The organism is Agrobacterium albertimagni AOL15 (assembly GCF_000300855.1).
GTDB lineage: Bacteria > Pseudomonadota > Alphaproteobacteria > Rhizobiales > Rhizobiaceae > Allorhizobium > Allorhizobium albertimagni.
On the sequence record NZ_ALJF01000010.1, the window covers coordinates 357,407 to 374,209 of the forward strand.

General features: G+C 62.6%; 15 protein-coding genes. 10 read left to right on the top strand and 5 right to left on the bottom strand.

The genetic code is table 11. The features are described 5' to 3' along the window. The first annotated feature begins 89 nt into the window (after positions 1 to 89). From QWE_RS13510 to minE, 5 genes are all read left to right on the top strand, one after another. Positions 90 to 509 (top strand): BA14K family protein, encoded by a 420-nt coding sequence (locus QWE_RS13510; protein ID WP_006726696.1) that lies wholly within the window; start codon positions 90 to 92, stop codon positions 507 to 509. Between the two features lie 207 nt (positions 510 to 716). Continuing rightward, positions 717 to 1,199 (top strand): BA14K family protein, encoded by a 483-nt coding sequence (locus tag QWE_RS13515; protein WP_006726697.1) that lies wholly within the window; start codon positions 717 to 719, stop codon positions 1,197 to 1,199. 187 nt (positions 1,200 to 1,386) lie between these two features. Continuing rightward, positions 1,387 to 2,157: a septum site-determining protein MinC gene (minC, locus tag QWE_RS13520; protein ID WP_006726698.1), complete on the top strand. Its 771-nt coding sequence runs from the start codon at positions 1,387 to 1,389 to the stop codon at positions 2,155 to 2,157. A gap of 29 nt (positions 2,158 to 2,186) precedes the next feature. Further along, positions 2,187 to 3,002: a septum site-determining protein MinD gene (gene minD / locus QWE_RS13525; RefSeq protein WP_006726699.1), complete on the top strand. Its 816-nt coding sequence runs from the start codon at positions 2,187 to 2,189 to the stop codon at positions 3,000 to 3,002. After that, positions 2,999 to 3,259, top strand: coding sequence for a cell division topological specificity factor MinE (gene minE, locus QWE_RS13530; RefSeq protein WP_006726700.1), 261 nt, complete (start codon positions 2,999 to 3,001; stop codon positions 3,257 to 3,259). Before minD ends, minE begins: the two co-directional genes overlap by 4 nt. Positions 3,260 to 3,370: 111 nt before the next feature. Here minE and QWE_RS13535 read toward each other — a convergent pair whose 3' ends face one another. Then, the gene (locus QWE_RS13535) at positions 3,371 to 5,284 is read right to left on the bottom strand and encodes a PhoX family protein (RefSeq protein WP_006726701.1); all 1,914 of its coding nucleotides are present in this window, start codon (positions 5,282 to 5,284) and stop codon (positions 3,371 to 3,373) included. Positions 5,285 to 5,687: 403 nt separating this feature from the next. Here QWE_RS13535 and QWE_RS13540 point away from each other — a divergent pair, with 403 nt between their 5' ends. The 4 genes from QWE_RS13540 to QWE_RS13555 all read left to right on the top strand — a co-directional run bounded on the left by QWE_RS13540 (position 5,688) and on the right by QWE_RS13555 (position 11,184). After that, positions 5,688 to 7,466, top strand: a complete 1,779-nt coding sequence (locus tag QWE_RS13540; protein ID WP_006726702.1) for an acyl-CoA dehydrogenase family protein — start codon at positions 5,688 to 5,690, stop codon at positions 7,464 to 7,466. 155 nt (positions 7,467 to 7,621) lie between these two features. After that, a complete protein-coding gene (locus QWE_RS13545) occupies positions 7,622 to 8,383 on the top strand; it encodes a crotonase/enoyl-CoA hydratase family protein (RefSeq protein ID WP_006726703.1) in 762 nt (253 codons plus the stop codon). A gap of 188 nt (positions 8,384 to 8,571) precedes the next feature. Continuing rightward, a complete protein-coding gene (gene mcpU / locus QWE_RS13550) occupies positions 8,572 to 10,662 on the top strand; it encodes a methyl-accepting chemotaxis protein McpU (RefSeq protein WP_100220915.1) in 2,091 nt (696 codons plus the stop codon). 216 nt (positions 10,663 to 10,878) lie between these two features. Further along, on the top strand, positions 10,879 to 11,184 hold the full coding sequence (locus QWE_RS13555) for a hypothetical protein (RefSeq protein ID WP_006726705.1): 306 nt from the start codon (positions 10,879 to 10,881) through the stop codon (positions 11,182 to 11,184). Here QWE_RS13555 and QWE_RS13560 read toward each other — a convergent pair. The 4 genes from QWE_RS13560 to QWE_RS13575 form a co-directional block, all read right to left on the bottom strand. Then, positions 11,178 to 12,785 carry a peroxidase family protein gene (locus QWE_RS13560; RefSeq protein WP_006726706.1) on the bottom strand — a complete coding sequence of 536 codons (1,608 nt, stop codon included), beginning with the start codon at positions 12,783 to 12,785 and terminating at the stop codon, positions 11,178 to 11,180. The two genes, QWE_RS13555 and QWE_RS13560, sit on opposite strands and share 7 nt — an antisense overlap. A gap of 97 nt (positions 12,786 to 12,882) precedes the next feature. Then, entirely contained in the window at positions 12,883 to 14,139 is a 1,257-nt protein-coding gene (locus QWE_RS13565; protein WP_006726707.1) for a class I SAM-dependent RNA methyltransferase, read from the bottom strand. Then, on the bottom strand, positions 14,136 to 14,972 hold the full coding sequence (locus QWE_RS13570; RefSeq protein ID WP_006726708.1) for a TlyA family RNA methyltransferase: 837 nt from the start codon (positions 14,970 to 14,972) through the stop codon (positions 14,136 to 14,138). The genes QWE_RS13565 and QWE_RS13570 overlap by 4 nt, the downstream gene beginning before the upstream one ends. Positions 14,973 to 15,286: 314 nt before the next feature. Continuing rightward, positions 15,287 to 15,688 carry an acyl-CoA thioesterase gene (locus QWE_RS13575; RefSeq protein WP_006726709.1) on the bottom strand — a complete coding sequence of 134 codons (402 nt, stop codon included), beginning with the start codon at positions 15,686 to 15,688 and terminating at the stop codon, positions 15,287 to 15,289. 179 nt (positions 15,689 to 15,867) lie between these two features. Between QWE_RS13575 and QWE_RS13580 the strand changes: the two genes are divergently transcribed. Continuing rightward, positions 15,868 to 16,803 carry a histone deacetylase family protein gene (locus QWE_RS13580; protein ID WP_006726710.1) on the top strand — a complete coding sequence of 312 codons (936 nt, stop codon included), beginning with the start codon at positions 15,868 to 15,870 and terminating at the stop codon, positions 16,801 to 16,803.

Sequence of the window (16,803 nt, forward strand, 5' to 3'; positions counted from 1 at the left end):
GGCTTGCGATCGCCGAATGCGATCGGATCTGGCCTCGGCCATGAAGGCCGGGTGGTCGACGGGTGTCTCCGGGTCAAGGGGGATCACGCATGAAGCTTGTTTCTGCTTTCGCCGCCGCCTGCCTGGCTATGGCCGGGTTCATGGCATCCGGGACCGACGTCCGCGCCGGCGGCATCGAAGTCCGCATCTACGAACGCCATTCGAGCTATCGTCACTACGAGCGCGTGACGGTCTACTCGCGCCATCACGTCTATCGTGGCCATCGGCACCGGCTGCATCGGCCGGGCTATGTCTATCACAATGGTCTCTGGATCTCGCCGCGCTCTATGCGGGCGGGTGTGATCGTCGACAGGCCGGTGCCGCGCCGCCACGTCGTGCAATATAGTGCGGGCATCAACCCGAAGCACTACAGCTGGTGCGCCGAACGCTACCGCTCCTACCACTGGCGCAGCAACAGCTTCCAGCCGTATCACGGGCCGCGTCGGACCTGCCTGTCGCCCTATTACTGAGCCGTTCGGGAACAATTGGCCTTTCCCTCCGTTGACGGGCACTTGTGCGCGAGAACGGTCGCTGGACGGTTGCGCGCGGAACGCGAAGCATGAACACGGTGTTAATCCTGAGTTCAGGCTCGCCTCACTAACTTATGTCTCAAGGTCGAGGACCGGGCGTAACCGTCCGTTTCGGTCGACCCTGATAAACATGCAGGGAGAAGCATCATGAAGACTGCATTGAAGACGACCGCCGTGGCAGCACTCGCGTCCATCATGGCAATTACAGGCATGATCCCGGCCCAGGCCCAGGTCATCCGCCCGGTCGCGCCGATCGCGTCCACGACAGATGCCACCAATGTTCAGTACCGAGATCGCTACGATCGTCGTTATGACCGCCGTGTCGACCGTCGCATCGATCGCTACGAGCGCGCCCGCTACTACAATGGCCATCGTGGCTATCGTGAGCGCCGCGCCGGCTACCGTTACCATAACGGTTACTGGTATCCGCTCGCAGCTTTTGCGGCCGGTGCGATCATCGGCGGCGCGATTGCCCAGCCGCGTCCGGCCCCCGTCGCGCCACGCGCAGCCGGTCTCAACCCGCGCCACTACGACTGGTGCAATGCCCGCTATCGCTCCTACGATAGCCGCTCCAACACCTTCCAGCCGTATAACGGCCCCCGTCAGCAGTGCCTGTCGCCCTATTATTGATCGACAAGGCCCACTGATCCGGCTCCCACAAGGAGCCGGAAAGGGTTAACATCAAGCCGCCCCGGTGCTCGCCGCGGGCGGCTTTTTCATGTTCCGATCCGTCTGTTTCCTAACGGCAAATTCGCCGCGTTAACCATTTGTTAACCAAATCGGCCGTACTTCTTTCGTCAACGATTTGTTTACATAGATGACCAAAGTGCTAACCGAACCTCGCTCCATCCGCATCAAGGGCAGATCCTTCCTGGCCGTCGTCCTGACGCCGGATCCGCCATTCGACGACTGGCTCGTCCGGCTCGATGATCTCGCGGCCCGTTCGGCCGGGTTCTTCCTCGGTCGCCCCGTTGTGCTCGACGTGTCCGACATCGAGATCGACCGTCCGCAACTGAAGGCACTGATCGCCGAACTCGCGGCGCGCAACGTCTCGATCATGGGCATCGAAGGCGGCCGGCCCTCGCTGGTCGAGCCCGGCATGCCGCCACAGCTGAAGGGCGGCAAGCCGGCCGCCGACTACGAGGTGCCACGCAACGAGGCGGGCGAATCGGAGAAGGCCACCGGCACGGAAGAGGCCGCACGCGAGCATGCAGGGCAGGCAGCCCCTCAGGTCGTGGTGCAGCAGAGCCCAGTCTCGGCCCCGTCGATGATCGTGCGCGAAACCATCCGCTCCGGTCAGTCGGTGATCTACACCCAGGGCGATGTCACGGTCATCGGTTCGGTTCAATCCGGTGCCGAAGTGATCGCCGGAGGCTCCGTCCATATCTACGGTGCGCTGCGCGGCAGAGCGCTCGCCGGATGCGTTGGCAATGCCGACGCAAGGATCTTCTGTCGTAAGTTCGAATCCGAGCTGGTTGCAATCGACGGCGTCTACGCGATGACCGACGATATGGATCCAGAATTGAAGGGGCATCCTGTCCAGCTTTGGCTGGAGGGGGATGCAATCATGACAGAGAGAATGACGTGAACTTGAGCGGGGATAGACAGGAGAACCACATGGGCAAGGTGATAGTCGTGACATCCGGCAAGGGCGGGGTCGGCAAGACGACCTCGACGGCCGCTCTCGGTGCAGCGCTGGCACAGCGCAATGAAAAGGTCGTCGTCGTCGATTTCGACGTGGGCCTTCGCAATCTCGATCTGGTGATGGGCGCCGAGCGCCGCGTCGTCTACGATCTCGTCAATGTGATCCAGGGCGATGCCAAGCTGCCGCAGGCGCTAATTCGCGACAAGCGGCTGGAAACGCTCTTCCTGCTTCCAGCCTCGCAGACCCGCGACAAGGACAACCTGACCGCCGAAGGCGTCGAGCAGGTCATCAACGAGCTGAAGAAGTATTTCGACTGGATCATCTGCGACAGCCCGGCCGGCATCGAGCGCGGCGCAACGCTTGCCATGCGCCACGCCGATATGGCCGTCGTCGTCACCAATCCGGAAGTCTCCTCGGTACGTGACTCGGACCGCATCATCGGCCTGCTGGATTCCAAGACGCTGAAGGCCGAGCGTGGCGAGCGCATGGAGAAATTCCTCCTGCTCACCCGCTACGACGCCAATCGCGCCCAGCGTGGCGACATGCTGAAGGTTGATGACGTGCTCGAGATCCTGTCGATCCCGCTGCTCGGCATCATTCCGGAAAGCATGGACGTCCTGCGCGCCTCCAACATCGGCGCTCCGGTGACGCTGGCCGACGCCCGCAGCGCGCCGGCACTGGCTTACTTCGACGCCGCCCGCCGTTTGGCCGGCGAGACCGTTCCGATCACCATTCCTGGCGAGAAGCGTGGCTTCCTCGACAAGATTTTCGCGCGGAGGGCCGCATGAGCATTTTCTCTCTGTTCCGCAAACAGCGGTCCGCCCCGATGGCGCGGGAACGCCTGCAGGTTCTGCTCGCCCACGAACGCGCCTCGCTCGAAAGCGATCTGGTGGCCATTCTGCGCGAGGAAATCCTCGCCGTGATCGCCAAGCATGTCGAATTCGACCGCGACAAGGTGCAGATCAAGATGGACCGCGACGAAGACGTTTCGATCCTCGAGATCGACGTCGAGATCCCGCGCAACGCCCAGCGCCTCGCCGCCTGATCGACCAGGTCTCCACACATGAGAAAGGCCGCCGCCGGTATCCCCGGTCGGCGGCCTTCTTCGTTTGGGTCGAGGGCGGGGCGGTCGATCCGCCCTGCCGCAGCTTGATCCTCAGCCCACCAGGGCGTTGTCGTCACGCTTGACGGCAACGATGGTCGAGCGCGGCAGCGCGCCTTCGCCATCCGGGAACGGCGCGTCGGGATGCTGGATGCCGACGAACATGGTGCGCTTGTCGGCAGACCAGGTCATGCCGGTGACTTCCGAGCCCTTGGGGCCGGTGAGGAAGCGCTCGATGCGACCGGTTGCCGGATCGCCGGCCAGCATCTGGTTGTTGCCCTGGCCGACAAAGTCGCCCTCGTTCGAATCTTCACCATCCGTCTGGATCCAGAGCAGGCCGGTGCTATCGAACATCATGCCGTCAGGCGAGTTGAACATGTTGCCGGAATTGATGTTCGAAGAGCCGGCATAAAGGCCGTCCTTGTGCACATCGGGATTGCCGGCCATGACGAACAGGTCCCACTTGAACTTGCCGTCGGCATGGTCTTCGTTTTCCGGATACCAGCGAACGATCTGGCCGTATTCGTTGCCTTCACGTGGATTGACGGCGCTGATGTCCATCACGTCGCCACCGGCATTCGTCCGCATCTTGCCATCCTTGAGAACGGCGCGGTTCGCGTTGTTGGTGAGGGCGCAATAGGCTTCGATGGCAACCGGATTGATCGCAACCCATTCCGGACGGTCCATGGTGGTCGCACCGACCTTGGAGGCTGCCTGACGGGTGAAGACGCAGATTTCGTCCATCTTCATGCCGGTCGTTTCTTCCGTCAGCGCCAGCCATTCGCCGGTACCTTCGTCGGAGAACTTGGCCACGTAAAGCGTGCCTTCGTCGAGCAGCTTCGAGGTGTCGCCGCCGGGAACGTAGATGCCGTTGGAGACATACTTGTAGAGGAACTCGCCACGCTCGTCGTCGCCCATATAGACGACCACGCGACCGTCGCGGGCGATGACCACGGCGGCGTTTTCATGCTTGAAGCGGCCGAGCGCTGTGCGCTTGATCGGCGTCGAGGAGGCGTCCGACGGATCGATCTCGACGACGTAACCGGCGCGGCGCGGCTCGTTCGGGTTCTTCGCAACGTCGAAACGCTCGTCGAACTTCTCGTAGCCGTAACGGGTCTCGGCGGCGATGCCGTAACGCTTGTAGTCGTCGGGCATCTTGTGGTCGGCGGCCGTGGTGCCGAAATAGCCGTTGAAGTTTTCTTCGCAGGTCAGGTAGGTGCCCCACGGCGTCTTGCCGGAGCCGCAGTTGTTGAAGGTCCCGAGACAGTCGACACCATTGGGATCGGCAGCCGTCTTGACCAGCTCGGAGCCGGCGGCAGGGCCGGAAAGCTTCATCGGCGTGTTGTGATGAATGCGGCGGTTGAACGGGCTGTCGAGAACGACTTCGAAGCCATCCGCACCTTCGGTCACTTCCATGACGGTCACGCCCTGCAGATGCTGCAGGATCTTCACGTCGTCGAGGCCCTTGGGCATGCCCTTTTCATTGTTGGGCAGGTTGGTCTCGTTGTTCACATATTCATGGTTGACGGCGATCACCTGATGGTTGCCGATCGCGAAGAGTTCCATGCCGTCGGTGTTTTCACCGAAGACCTTGTCGGAGGCTTCGAGCGATACGCCATTGGCCGGATCGATATCAGCAACGCCTGAGAACAGCGGCTGGCCCCACTTGACGAGCGGCTTCCAGCTATAGCCTTCCGGCACATGCACTGTGGCGTCGGTGGCAATCGCGATCGGCTTGAACGGGAAGCGCGAGGCGGCGTCCTGGGCAACTGCCGAGGTGGAGGACATCAGATTGCCCAGCGTGCCCATGGCAGCGGCGGCCGAGCCCATGGCAAGAATGCCGCCGAGGAAACCACGGCGAGAGATGGCGCGTTCGACGACGCGGTCGAAATCGGTCACGGCCGGCGGCGGATTGTGCAGCTCGTCCCACTCGTCCCAGGAGAGATGGTTGGTGTTGGTCTCGGTCATGGCAGAGCCTCCTTGTGGTTGAAGTCCACCTCTCGACTAGTCAGCGCGAGTAACAGGCATGTGACCAAAATTGGGCGGTGCAGCACTTTTGAAAACTCTGATTTAGGGACTCCGCAGGGCGCCCAACGGGCCTGTTTCTAACTGCTTGTGTCCTCTTGTCTTTGCCGGAAACAAGCGATGTGCCGATACGGCGCGGCGTCGCTCTTTCCCTGCGTCATGGAGTTCAGCGCATTGTCTGCGCTATGTCGAGCGAGCGTATTTCCTACGCAACGAGACTGTCGGTCGCATGCAAAAGATTTGACGTTTACGTAAAAATCAATTAGCCAGAAATGAGAATGAGCCGCGCCTCCTGGGTGGGAGTCTGGGCGTGGCATGAAGCATACGCCAGATGGAGGAGCACGTCATGTACAAGGCGCCCGTAGAAGAGATTGCGTTCACCCTGAAGCACGTCGCTGGCCTGACAAAGGCCATCGAAGACGGCAAGCTGGGCGAGTTGAGCGACGACCTCGTTGATGCCATCCTCTCCGAAGCCGGCCGTTTCGCCAGTGACGAAGTCGCCCCGCTCGCCGAAATCGGCGACAGGCAGGGTGCGCGCATGGTCGACGGCAAGGTCGTGGTGCCCGATGGCTGGGACACTCTCTACCGCGCCTGGGCCGAAGGCGGCTGGAATTCGCTGACCGCGTCCGAAGATTTCGGCGGGCAGGGGCTTCCCCATATGCTCAATGTCGCAGCGCTCGAAATGTGGAATTCCGGCTCCATGGGCTTTGCGCTCGGACCGACGCTGACCATGGGCGCCGTCGATGCCGTAACCGCCCACGGCTCTGAGGACCTTAAGGCTAAATATCTGCCCAAGATGGTCTCCGGCGAATGGACCGGCACCATGAACCTGACCGAGCCGCATGCCGGCTCTGACCTCGGCGTCATGAAGTCGCGCGCCGAGCGCCGCGATGACGGCACCTACCGCATCTTCGGCCAGAAGATCTACATCACCTGGGGCGAACACGAGATCACCGAGAACATCATTCATCTGGTTCTCGCGCGTCTTCCCGATGCCCCTGCCGGCACCCGCGGCATCTCGCTCTTCCTCGTGCCGAAGTATCTCGTCAACGACGACGGCTCGATCGGCGCCCGAAACGACCTTCATTGCCATTCGCTGGAGCACAAGGTCGGCATCCATGGCTCGCCGACCTGCACCATGATCTATGGCGACGGCAAGTTTGGCGATGAGGCCGGCGCGATCGGCTATCTGATCGGCGAGGAGAACAAGGGCCTCGCCTGCATGTTCACCATGATGAACAATGCCCGCCTCGCGGTCGGCATGCAGGGTGTCGCCATCTGCGAAGCCGCAACCCAGAAGGCCGTGCAGTATGCCAAGGAACGCACGCAAGGGAAGGCTCCGGGCTGGACCGGTTCCGGCATGTCGCCGATCATCGAGCATCCGGATGTCGCCCGCATGCTGGTGACCATGAAGGCGCTGACGCAAGGCTCGCGTGCCATCTGCTATGTCTGCGCCCACGCCACCGACATGAGCCACCACGCAGACGGCGATGAAGCTCGCCATTGGGCCGAGCGCGCAGCCCTGCTGACCCCGATCGCCAAGTCCTTTGCAACCGATGCCGGCGTCGATGTCGCCTCGCTGGGCATCCAGACCCATGGCGGCATGGGCTTCATCGAGGAAACCGGGGCCGCCCGCTTCTGGCGCGACAGCCGCATTGCCCCGATCTACGAAGGCACCAACGGCATCCAGGCCGCCGACCTCGTGACTCGCAAGCTGCCGCTTTCCAACGGCAATCATGTCCGTGGCTACATCACCGAACTGAAGCAGATCGTGAATGCGGTGCGCGGCTCCCGTCTCGCCGGCTTCGGCGAGACCGCTGATCGTCTCGACGCAAGCCTGGTCGACCTCGAAGACGCCACCGAATGGCTGCTTTCGCAGATGGCCGCCGGCAATGCCTCCGCAGCACTCGCGGGTGCCACACCCTACCAGCGCCTCCTTGGCCTCGTCCTGACCGGCGTCTATCTCGCCAAGGGCGCCCTTGCCGATGAGGACCACGGCCGCGACAACCGACTGGCGCTCTGCCGCTTCGCCGCCGAAAACCTCATCGCCGAAACCGCAGCCTTGAAGGACCGCGTCGTCAATGGTGCAGCGAGCCTGGAAGCGGCACGCGCGCTGTTTGCATAAGCTCCCACCTCCCCCTTCAGGGGGGAGGTCGCCGCCAGGCGGCGGGTGGGGGTGACTCCGCCAAGACCAGCATATGTCGTTGATCACCCCACCCCGGAGCTGCGCTCCGACCCTCCCCCTCAAGGGGAGGGTGGGGACCACCCGAGGAAGCCGAGATGACCGACCACATTGAGATCACCCGCCCGGAAGCCCATCCCGGCGTCCTCGTCCTGCGCTTCAATCGCCCGGACAAGAAGAATGCCATCACGCAAGCCATGTACCAGAAGCTGACCGCTGGCCTTCTCGAAGGCGAGAATGACGACACCATCCGCGCCATCGTCTTCCTCGGCACCGAAGGCTGCTTCTCCGCCGGCAATGACATGGCCGATTTCCTCGGCTTCGCCATGGCTGGCGCCGTCGGCGAACCCGCAGCCTTCGGCTTGCTCAAGGCTCTGACCGAAGTCACCAAGCCGCTGGTCTCCGGCGTCGATGGTCTGGCGATCGGCATCGGCACCACCCTGCACATGCATTGCGATCTGACGGTCGCCTCCGACCGCAGCCTGTTCAAGACACCCTTCGTCGATCTGGCGCTGGTGCCGGAAGCAGCCTCCAGCCTGATCGCCCCACGCATCATGGGCCATCAGCGCGCGTTTGCCATGCTCGCTGCCAGCGAAGCTTTCTCGGCTGAACAGGCCCGCGAGGCCGGTCTGATCTGGAAGGTCGTATCGCCCGGAGAGGTCGAGACGGAGACCCTGAAGATCGCCTCCTCGCTCGCCTCCAAGCCGCCGGCCGCGATGAAGATTGCCCGGGCGCTGGTCAAGGGCAGCGCCGATGAGGTACGCTCCCGCATGCAAGAAGAGCTCGTGCACTTCGTCGCGCAGCTGAAAAGCGCCGAGGCGCGCGCCGCCTTTGAAGCCTTCATGAAAGGACGCGGATAAAACGATAGGCCCGTATGTGAGGCCTACTTATTTTTCGTGTTGCGCTTAAGTGCCCATTAAATCCTGCGGGCTAATGATCGTGAGGCGGCAGACTTACCGCCTCCCCACCATGATGGTGTCGTGATCACACAATGCCCCATGACGTCCTCGCGCCGAAGTTGCGCGGAGAGTTTTTGCAGGACCGTATCGTGAAGACCAGTTCCAATCTGATGACGAAGATCCTGGTGGTCGCCTCCCTCGTGGTCGTGGCCGCCTTTACCGGTTTCTCTTTCTATATCGACAGCCTTCAGCGCAATGCGACGAGTGCCGCGGTCAAGAGCGAGATTGACAGCTCCGGCCTCCAGGCGTCTCAGAGCATTGCCAACTGGCTGGGTGCGCGTGTGATGCTGACCGAACTCGCCGGCAACGCCGCGGCCAAGGCACCCGATGCCGCCGCCATCAGCGCCGCCTTCGACAACCCCGTACTGATCCGCGAATTCATGTCGACCTATGTCGGCGACGAGCAGGGCGTCTTCACCAGTGTCCCCGTCCAGCCGCTTCCGGAAGGTTACGACCCGCGCAAGCGCCCGTGGTACCAGGATGCCGTCAAGGCCGACAAGATGGTGCTGACGGACCCTTACGCCGACGCGTCGACCGGCAACCTGATCATCAGCGCCGCTATTCCCGTCAAGAAGGACGGCAAGCTCTATGGCGTTGCTGCCTCCGACTTCTCGCTGACATCGCTCGTCGACATGGTCAACTCGGTCGACATGGGCGGCAAGGGTTCGGCCTTCCTCGTCAAGCAGGACGGCACGATCCTCGTCCATCGTGACGGCAACCTCGTCACCAAGACGCTGAAGGACGCCTTCCCGGCAAACACGCCGGCCATTGGCTCCGGCATCACCGAAACAGCCTTTGCCGAGGCAAACGTGCTGGTTTCCTTCCTGCCCATCAAGGGTCTGCCGCGTGATGACTGGTATCTCGGCGTCCAGATCGACCGCGATCTTGCCTTCGCCGCGATCGGCGAATTCCGCACGGCCGCTGCCGTTGCAACCCTGGTCGGCGTCGTCGCCATGATCGGTATCCTGGCCATGCTCCTGTCGCGCCTCGTGGTTCGTCCGGTTGTCGATATGACCGGTGTCATGGGCAAACTCGCCAGCGGCGACGTCTCGGCTGAAATTCCAGGCACGGCACGCACGGACGAAATCGGCCAGATGGCCGCAGCCGTCGCCGTCTTCCGCGACAACATCATCGAGCGTGGCCGTTTGGCGCGTGAAGCGGATGAAACCCGCACCATGACCGAACAGGAACGCCGCGAGCGCGAAGCCACCAAGGCCCGTGAAGCCGAACAGGTATCCTTTGCGGTCCACTCCCTCGCCGACGGTCTCGGCCGTCTCGCCAATGGCGACCTGGTCTCGCGCATCGAAACGCCGTTTGCCGGCGACCTCGACCGCCTGCGCGTCGACTTCAACGCCTCCGTCGAGAAGCTGCATGATGCGCTCGCCGCCGTGGGTCGCAACGCTCGCGCCATCGATGGCGGTGCGTCTGAAATCCGCCACTCCGCCGACAATCTCGCCCGCCGCACCGAGCAGCAGGCAGCCTCGGTCGAAGAGACGGCAGCAGCGCTCGAAGAGATCACCACCACGGTTAAGGACAGTGCCCGCCGTGCCGAAGAGGTCGGCCAGCTGGTGACCCGCGCCCGTGCCGGTGCGGAAAAGTCCGGCGAGATCGTCGAAAAGGCCGTCGATGCCATGCAGGGCATCGAGAAGTCCTCCGGCGAGATCTCCAACATCATCGGTGTCATCGACGAGATCGCCTTCCAGACCAACCTCTTGGCGCTGAATGCCGGTGTCGAAGCCGCGCGCGCCGGTGAAGCCGGCAAGGGTTTCGCTGTCGTTGCCCAGGAAGTCCGTGAACTCGCCCAGCGTTCCGCGAATGCCGCCAAGGAGATCAAGACCCTGATCAGCGCGTCAGGCAATCAGGTCAAGCACGGCGTCGAGCTCGTCAACGAGACCGGCAAGGCGCTCGACGTCATCGTCCGCGAGGTTCAGGAGATCAATGGCCACGTCAACGCCATCGTGACGGCCTCACGCGAGCAGTCGACTGGCCTGCAGGAAATTAACACCGCCGTCAACACCATGGACCAGGGCACGCAGCAGAACGCCGCCATGGTCGAGGAACAGACGGCGGCAAGCCATGGTCTCGCCCAGGAAGCAGCAGCGCTCACGGCTCTGCTCAACCAGTTCCGCATCGACGAGCGCTCGGCAAGCACATCGTCCGGTCAGCGTCGCGCCGCCTGATCGGGCGACCCGTAGTCTACAGAATGAACGGCGCCCCTGCGGCGCCGTTTTTCGTTGCTGGTTGCGAGGGTTCAGCCTGTGTTCAGTGTTTGGCTCTAATCTCTGCAACCATGTTGGTCCTCGACCGTTCGGATCTTGTCCGTGACGGCCCGAAGGTCGTCATCTGCGAAATCCAGCCGTCAGCTGTCAGCTGTTACCTGTGTTGCCGAGGTTCTCATGTTGCGTTTGTTTTGTGTCGCACTCAGCCTGCTTTTCATCGCCGCGCCGGCTTCAGCCGAAACGGCAGCAAGCTCTTCGCTCCCTCTCGTGCTGGTCAATGATACCGACGGCGCGATTAGCGAGAGCCAGAATACTCCGCGCCAGAACCGGCCGGCCCGCCCGCAGCGCTATATCTGCGTCATCGACCAGTCCGGCAGCATCGGCGGTGGCGGGCAGGTGTCCTGCCCGGCCAATCCCGGCCGCGTCGGTGGTCGCTGCCGTTGCGCGAATGTGACGGGTTCCGGCACCCTTCTGACCTATTGAGCGGGCTTCTCCTTCGGCACTATCCCAACGCCGTCGCCGACCGGATTGATGTCGCCGACGAAGGTGATCAGGTCCGCCATGGTGAAATGCCCAAGCGTCTTGGACGGTAGGTGCGGCGTCCAGTTGGTTCTCCGTCCGAGAAACGAGTTGTCGTCTCCGTGGACCAGCCCGAGAAAGGTCTCGGCGACGATTGTCGAGCCGACCGGTCCGAGCCTCAGCCCGTCATGCAACTGCTCGGCTTCCTTCAGGATGTAGTACCAAAGCGGTGTCGCCTTGTGAAAGCCGTGCTTTGCGGCAGCGTCGCCGTCTCTACCCTGGGAGAGCTGCGTGTCGCTGAGCGGCTCGAAGCCCATGGCGCGGGCGACATCCTGACCGGATGGCAGTCCGATCTGAGATCCGCGCCTGAGGTTGCGGAAGGGCAGCACGAATTCCCGTGCAGCCACTGTGGTCATGTCCTCGGGATGATCGGGAAGTGTATGCAGGGCCGGCACGATCAGCGGGTCAAGCCGGCGGGCATGATTGAGCGTGAAGTTTTCTTCGCGAGGGGTTTCGAGATCGAAAAAGCGGCGCCAGTCGATCGCCCAGTTGGACGGCAGCGTGCGATGCGGTCCAAGCGGCGATGGTGGAGGGGGCTTAGGCGCGAGGTCGCCCACGATCAGACCGGATTTGCCCGTGAAGTTGAACATGAGTTCGAGTGTGCCGTCGGCAAGGCCGCCGGGACGAAAAACGGCGTTGTGGCTGTAGGTCTCCCGGACCATGGAATGCCCCAGCCGATAGGCGGCGGCCGCAAATTCGGCCGGCATATAGGGCCGGCTGCGGAAACGATAGAAGCGCCGTCCCTCATGCTTGATCTTGCGGATCAGGCCAGGCTCCGTCAGGCGTTCGACGAAATCGAACAGCACGATCCATTGATAGTGCCATGTGACGATCCGCCGTGCTTCCGCAAATAGCTCCGGATCTTTGAGGCCGGTCGTCGTCTTCTTGAGATGATCCACCACCGCGTTGTGGAACTTCAGCATCAGCAAGTGGAACTGTGCCACCAGCAGGTTTTCATCGTTGCGCTCGTCGAAAATCAGGGCGCGGCCATGGGCATTGCGCGGCAGGTCATTGTCGAGCTCCGGGATCTTCCTGGGTGGCTCCTCTTTCGGTCGGGGAAGTGCGTCGGAAATCTGCGCCTTGCCGATCAGAAATTTTGGCCCCGGCAGTTTCCGGACACCCTCCTTGGCATAGAGATAAGGGTGCAGGCCCGGCCCGTCACCATAGAGGGAATCGAGGTCCAGCGCCGGCGTGCGAAAGTTCTGCGTCGCCAGCGGATCGGCGCGTTGCTTGTCGAGCGGTGTTGTGTCGAGTGTGATGTCGTGGTCGACGAACTGACCAAGATAGGTATAGCCGGCCGGCAGTTTCGGATGATCGCCTTCAGGTCCCTTCTCGTCGCGCATGGCCTTCGCAAGATCGAAAAGCGCATCATCCTCGGCATGCAGCGGCGGAAGCCGCGGAAACATTTTGCCGAACTTCCCGGGATCGGCATTGCCGGCCAGGGCCTGCAGGGATTCACGGCTCATGCCACGAACGCCATGTCCATGGGCTGCGACTTCAGACATCGTCATTCCCCCTCTGATCACGTCATTTTCTGGATGACGTGATCAGAGATGATTATCGGGAGTGGCGCAACAAATCACATGCAACCAAAAGGTGCATTTAAGTCTTATTCTTGCTGAGCGTTGCAACCGCCTCGACATGCGGCGACCAGAGGAACTGGTCGATCGGCGTCACCTCGTCGACCCGGTAGCCGCCAGCGATCAGGATCGAGAGGTCGCGTGCGAGCGTCAGCGGGTTGCAGCTGATCGCGACCACCTTCTTCACCTGACTTTTCGCCAGTTCCGCACACTGGGCCTCGGCACCCGCGCGCGGCGGATCGAAGACGACGGCGTCGAAGGTCTTGAACTCGGATGTCATCAGCGGCCGGCGGAAGAGGTCGCGCCTCTCGACGGTCACCGGCTTCAGCCCTTGCGTGTTGCGCGCGGCGAAGTCGAGCGACTTCACCGCCTTCTCGTCAGACTCAACGGCGAGCACGGAGGATCCGCGGGCAATCCGCAGCGCAAAGGTGCCGACCCCGGAAAACAGGTCGACGACTTTCTTCGCCTTGCCGATATGGGCAATGGCAAGCGCCGCCATATGCTCTTCTGCCTCATGCGTCGCTTGGGTGAAGCCACCGGGCGGCAGCACGACGCGAGCACCGGCGAAATCGAGCAGCGGCTTGTGCGGCTCGATGATGATCTCGCCATTGGCCGAGACGCGGGCGATGTTCTTGAGCCTGAGGACGGCATTGGTGACCGCCCGCCGTTCCTGGTCGCCGAGCCCGCCACGCAGACCGTCGAGCGAGATGTCGAGGCCGGTCGTCGTCTCGGTCACGGTGACGCGGAAATGCTCGGCGCCACAGGCGTTCGCGATGATCTTGATGGCGTCCAGGCGGGAAATGAGCCCGTCCGACGCGATGGGACATTCCTCGACCGGCACGACGTGATGCGTTTCCGCCTGCATGAAGCCCATGACGAGGCCCTGTTCACGCCGACGGGCGGTGAAGACGAGGCGGCGGCGCTGATGCGGATGTGCCTCGAAGATCTCGCCTACGGGAGCCTCGATCCCCTTCGACTTCAGGGCGTCGATCAGAATCTGCCGCTTGAAGGCATTGTAGGCGGGTTTTGCCATATGCTGCAGCGAACAGCCGCCGCACACACCCCCGACGCCATCGGGACCGAAATGCTTGCAAGGGGGCTGAACGCGATCGGGCGAAGGGCTTGTGATCGACATGATCGTGCCCTCGTTCTTCACCTTTGCGATCGAGACGGTCTCGCCAGGCAGAGAGAAGGGCACAAACACCGGACCATCTGCGCCATGCGCGACCCCATCGCCCTTGGCGCCGAGGCTCGAGATCGTGACGCTTTCCGCGCTCATGCCTCGTCTCCTTCGATGTCGAGGTTGTCCTCGAGGTCCTTGTCCTCGCTGTCGTCGTCATCCTCGCCGTCATCAGCACCGAGCGGCTTCACGCCGGCGAGCAGGAATTCCTCGTTGCCATCGCCTCCGGCGATGGGGGAGGGGATGAGGCCGAGGCTCGTCCACCCCATGTCTTCCGCCAACCAGCGCTCCAGTTCGGCGGCCACCAGCGGCGCTGTTTCCGGTTCCTTCAGAAGGCCCGCCTTGCTGATCGCTTCACGGCCCGCCTCGAATTGCGGCTTGACCAGGAGCAGGCAATGCGCGCCCGGTTCTGCCTGTTCGAGGGCAGGGGCAAGCGCCAGCTTCAATGAGATGAAGGAGACGTCGGAGACGAGAAAGTCGAAGGGCTCGTCATTGTAGTCTTCAGGCTCCAGATAGCGCGCATTCAATCCCTCCAGATTGGTCACGCGCGAATCGTTGGCCAGTCGCGGATGCAGCTGGTCATGCCCGACATCGATCGCCGTCACATGGGCGGCACCGCGCTTCAACAGCACCTCGGTGAAACCACCGGTAGAGGCGCCGACATCCAGGCAGTGACAGCCCTCGGGCGAGAGGTTGAAATGGTCGAGCGCAGCCTCGAGTTTGAGCGCCGCGCGCGACACGTAATCCTGTGCCGGATCGTCGATATCGAACTGGTGCGTGGCGGCAAAGACAAGGCTGGGTTTCGACACCACCTTGCCGTCCACCTTCACCGTGCCACGCTGGATGGCGTCACGGGAGCGGGAGCGGCTGGCGAAAAGGCCGAGGGCGACCAGGAGCTGGTCGAGGCGCTGGGGTTCTGGGAGCTTCTTCATGCCCCGTCAATGCGGTGAGATGCGCCGCCGCGCAAGTCTTTTTCGCGCGATTCTCTCCTGCCGCACCGGCGGCGCCGGCAGGGAGTTGCGATTTTCGCCCGATGATCCATTCAAGGTTTTATTAGCGATGCGTTAAGCAATTGATTCTAATGTTCACTGGCCGGCGCGATGCGATCCTCCCTCCCAAGCAGCGTGCTCCGACACAAGACTGCAGGCCCTCCTCCTCCTTCTGGCCGGCAGGAATAGAAGCCCCCCGGTTTCGGGCCCGGGGGGCTTCATTTGTTTTGGGGCTTTCGATGGGGTGCCCAAGGGCGTCAGGGCACGTAGCGATACAGCCAGTCGCGAATGTCTTCGGGAAGCGCGACGGGTTCGCCGGTCTCCGGCTGCCTGGCCGTCCAGGTGATGTCGACCTCGGCGATGGTCTGTCCGTCCTTTTCCATCGCGACTTCGAAACCGACGGATTTGCCGCCGATCTTGTCGACCTGCACGGTCATGCGCACCTCATCCTCCGCTCTGAGCGGCTGATGCAGGCGGACCTCGAACTTCGTTGGGCTGTAATGCGGCTCGTCTTCGAGTGGTGGGCGATAGCGCCAGAAATGGCGCACCGCCTCTTCGGCATGGATGACATAGGCGGCCGCGCGCATCTCACCGGTCGGACCGATGTCGCGATAGGCGACAGCCAGTGCGCTCACCTCCACCCGTTCCGTCTCGTCCATGCAGATCTCCCGATGCGTTCCTGTGTTAGCGGCATCTAACGGCATAGGGACGGGCTTCACAAGCACCGAGCGCGGCAGACACCCGCACGCTGCCCTGCAAGGGCTGGGTAAAACCCGGATCTGTGGTGGAAGATGGCGGGCCGTCGCATTATCTTCTGCACAACCCCGGAAGGATGCCCATGGCCACCCGTCTCTACGAGAACCCGATTTTCCTTGAACACAACACACCGGAAGGCCACCCCGAACGGGCCGATCGGCTGCGCTCGCTCAACATCGCGCTGGAACATCCGAACTTCGCCCGGCTGGAGCGGATCGAGGCGACACAGGCCAACGAGGATATGGTCACACTCGCCCATCCCGAGGAGCATCTCTTCGCCGTCATGCGCGAGATCCCGGAGGAGGACGATCGCATCAACCAGCTGGAGGCCGACACCTACGCCTCGCAGAAGAGCCTGCAGGTCGCGCTGACCGCGATCGGCGGCGCGATATCAGCCGTCGACGACGTGATGACCGGCAAGGCCGACAATGCCTTCGTCGCCGGCCGTCCGCCCGGCCACCATGCGGAAAAATCGAAAGCCATGGGCTTCTGCCTGTTCAACACGGTCGCCATCGCCGCCCGCCATGTGCAGAAGACCTATGGCGTCGAGCGCGTCGCGATCGTCGACTGGGACGTGCACCACGGCAACGGCACCCAGGACATCTTCTGGGACGACCCGTCGGTGCTCTTCTGCTCAACCCACCAGATGCCGCTCTATCCCTACAGTGGTGCCAAGGACGAGACGGGCCAGCATCGTAACATCGTCAATGCGCCGCTCTCGCCGAATGTCGGCTCGGACCATTTCCGCGAGGCCTTCAAGAGCCGCGTCCTGCCGGCACTCCACGATTTTTCGCCTGACTTCATCCTGATCTCCGCCGGCTTCGACGCCCATCACCGCGATCCGCTGGCCCAGATCAATCTCGTCGGCGAGGATTTCGACTGGGCGACGGGAAGGCTCCTGGAAGTCGCCGACCGTTTCGCCCATAACCGGGTCGTCAGCCTGCTCGAAGGCGGCTATGATCTCGAAGGTCTGGCCGAATCGGCCGGCCTGCACATCTTGAGACTGATGAAGGGTTGA

What these genes read in the sequence shown, in the direction of transcription:
- QWE_RS13540 (WP_006726702.1), top strand. Translation starts at nt 5,688, where the DNA reads ATGTACAAGGCGCCCGTAGAAGAGATTGCGTTCACCCTGAAGCACGTC.
- QWE_RS13580 (WP_006726710.1), top strand. Translation starts at nt 15,868, where the DNA reads ATGGCCACCCGTCTCTACGAGAACCCGATTTTCCTTGAACACAACACA.
- QWE_RS13575 (WP_006726709.1), bottom strand. Translation starts at nt 15,688, where the DNA reads ATGGACGAGACGGAACGGGTGGAGGTGAGCGCACTGGCTGTCGCCTAT.
- QWE_RS13510 (WP_006726696.1), top strand. Translation starts at nt 90, where the DNA reads ATGAAGCTTGTTTCTGCTTTCGCCGCCGCCTGCCTGGCTATGGCCGGG.
- QWE_RS13560 (WP_006726706.1), bottom strand. Translation starts at nt 12,785, where the DNA reads ATGTCTGAAGTCGCAGCCCATGGACATGGCGTTCGTGGCATGAGCCGT.
- QWE_RS13570 (WP_006726708.1), bottom strand. Translation starts at nt 14,972, where the DNA reads ATGAAGAAGCTCCCAGAACCCCAGCGCCTCGACCAGCTCCTGGTCGCC.
- minC (WP_006726698.1), top strand. Translation starts at nt 1,387, where the DNA reads ATGACCAAAGTGCTAACCGAACCTCGCTCCATCCGCATCAAGGGCAGA.
- minD (WP_006726699.1), top strand. Translation starts at nt 2,187, where the DNA reads ATGGGCAAGGTGATAGTCGTGACATCCGGCAAGGGCGGGGTCGGCAAG.
- QWE_RS13515 (WP_006726697.1), top strand. Translation starts at nt 717, where the DNA reads ATGAAGACTGCATTGAAGACGACCGCCGTGGCAGCACTCGCGTCCATC.
- QWE_RS13535 (WP_006726701.1), bottom strand. Translation starts at nt 5,284, where the DNA reads ATGACCGAGACCAACACCAACCATCTCTCCTGGGACGAGTGGGACGAG.
- QWE_RS13545 (WP_006726703.1), top strand. Translation starts at nt 7,622, where the DNA reads ATGACCGACCACATTGAGATCACCCGCCCGGAAGCCCATCCCGGCGTC.
- QWE_RS13565 (WP_006726707.1), bottom strand. Translation starts at nt 14,139, where the DNA reads ATGAGCGCGGAAAGCGTCACGATCTCGAGCCTCGGCGCCAAGGGCGAT.
- minE (WP_006726700.1), top strand. Translation starts at nt 2,999, where the DNA reads ATGAGCATTTTCTCTCTGTTCCGCAAACAGCGGTCCGCCCCGATGGCG.
- QWE_RS13555 (WP_006726705.1), top strand. Translation starts at nt 10,879, where the DNA reads ATGTTGCGTTTGTTTTGTGTCGCACTCAGCCTGCTTTTCATCGCCGCG.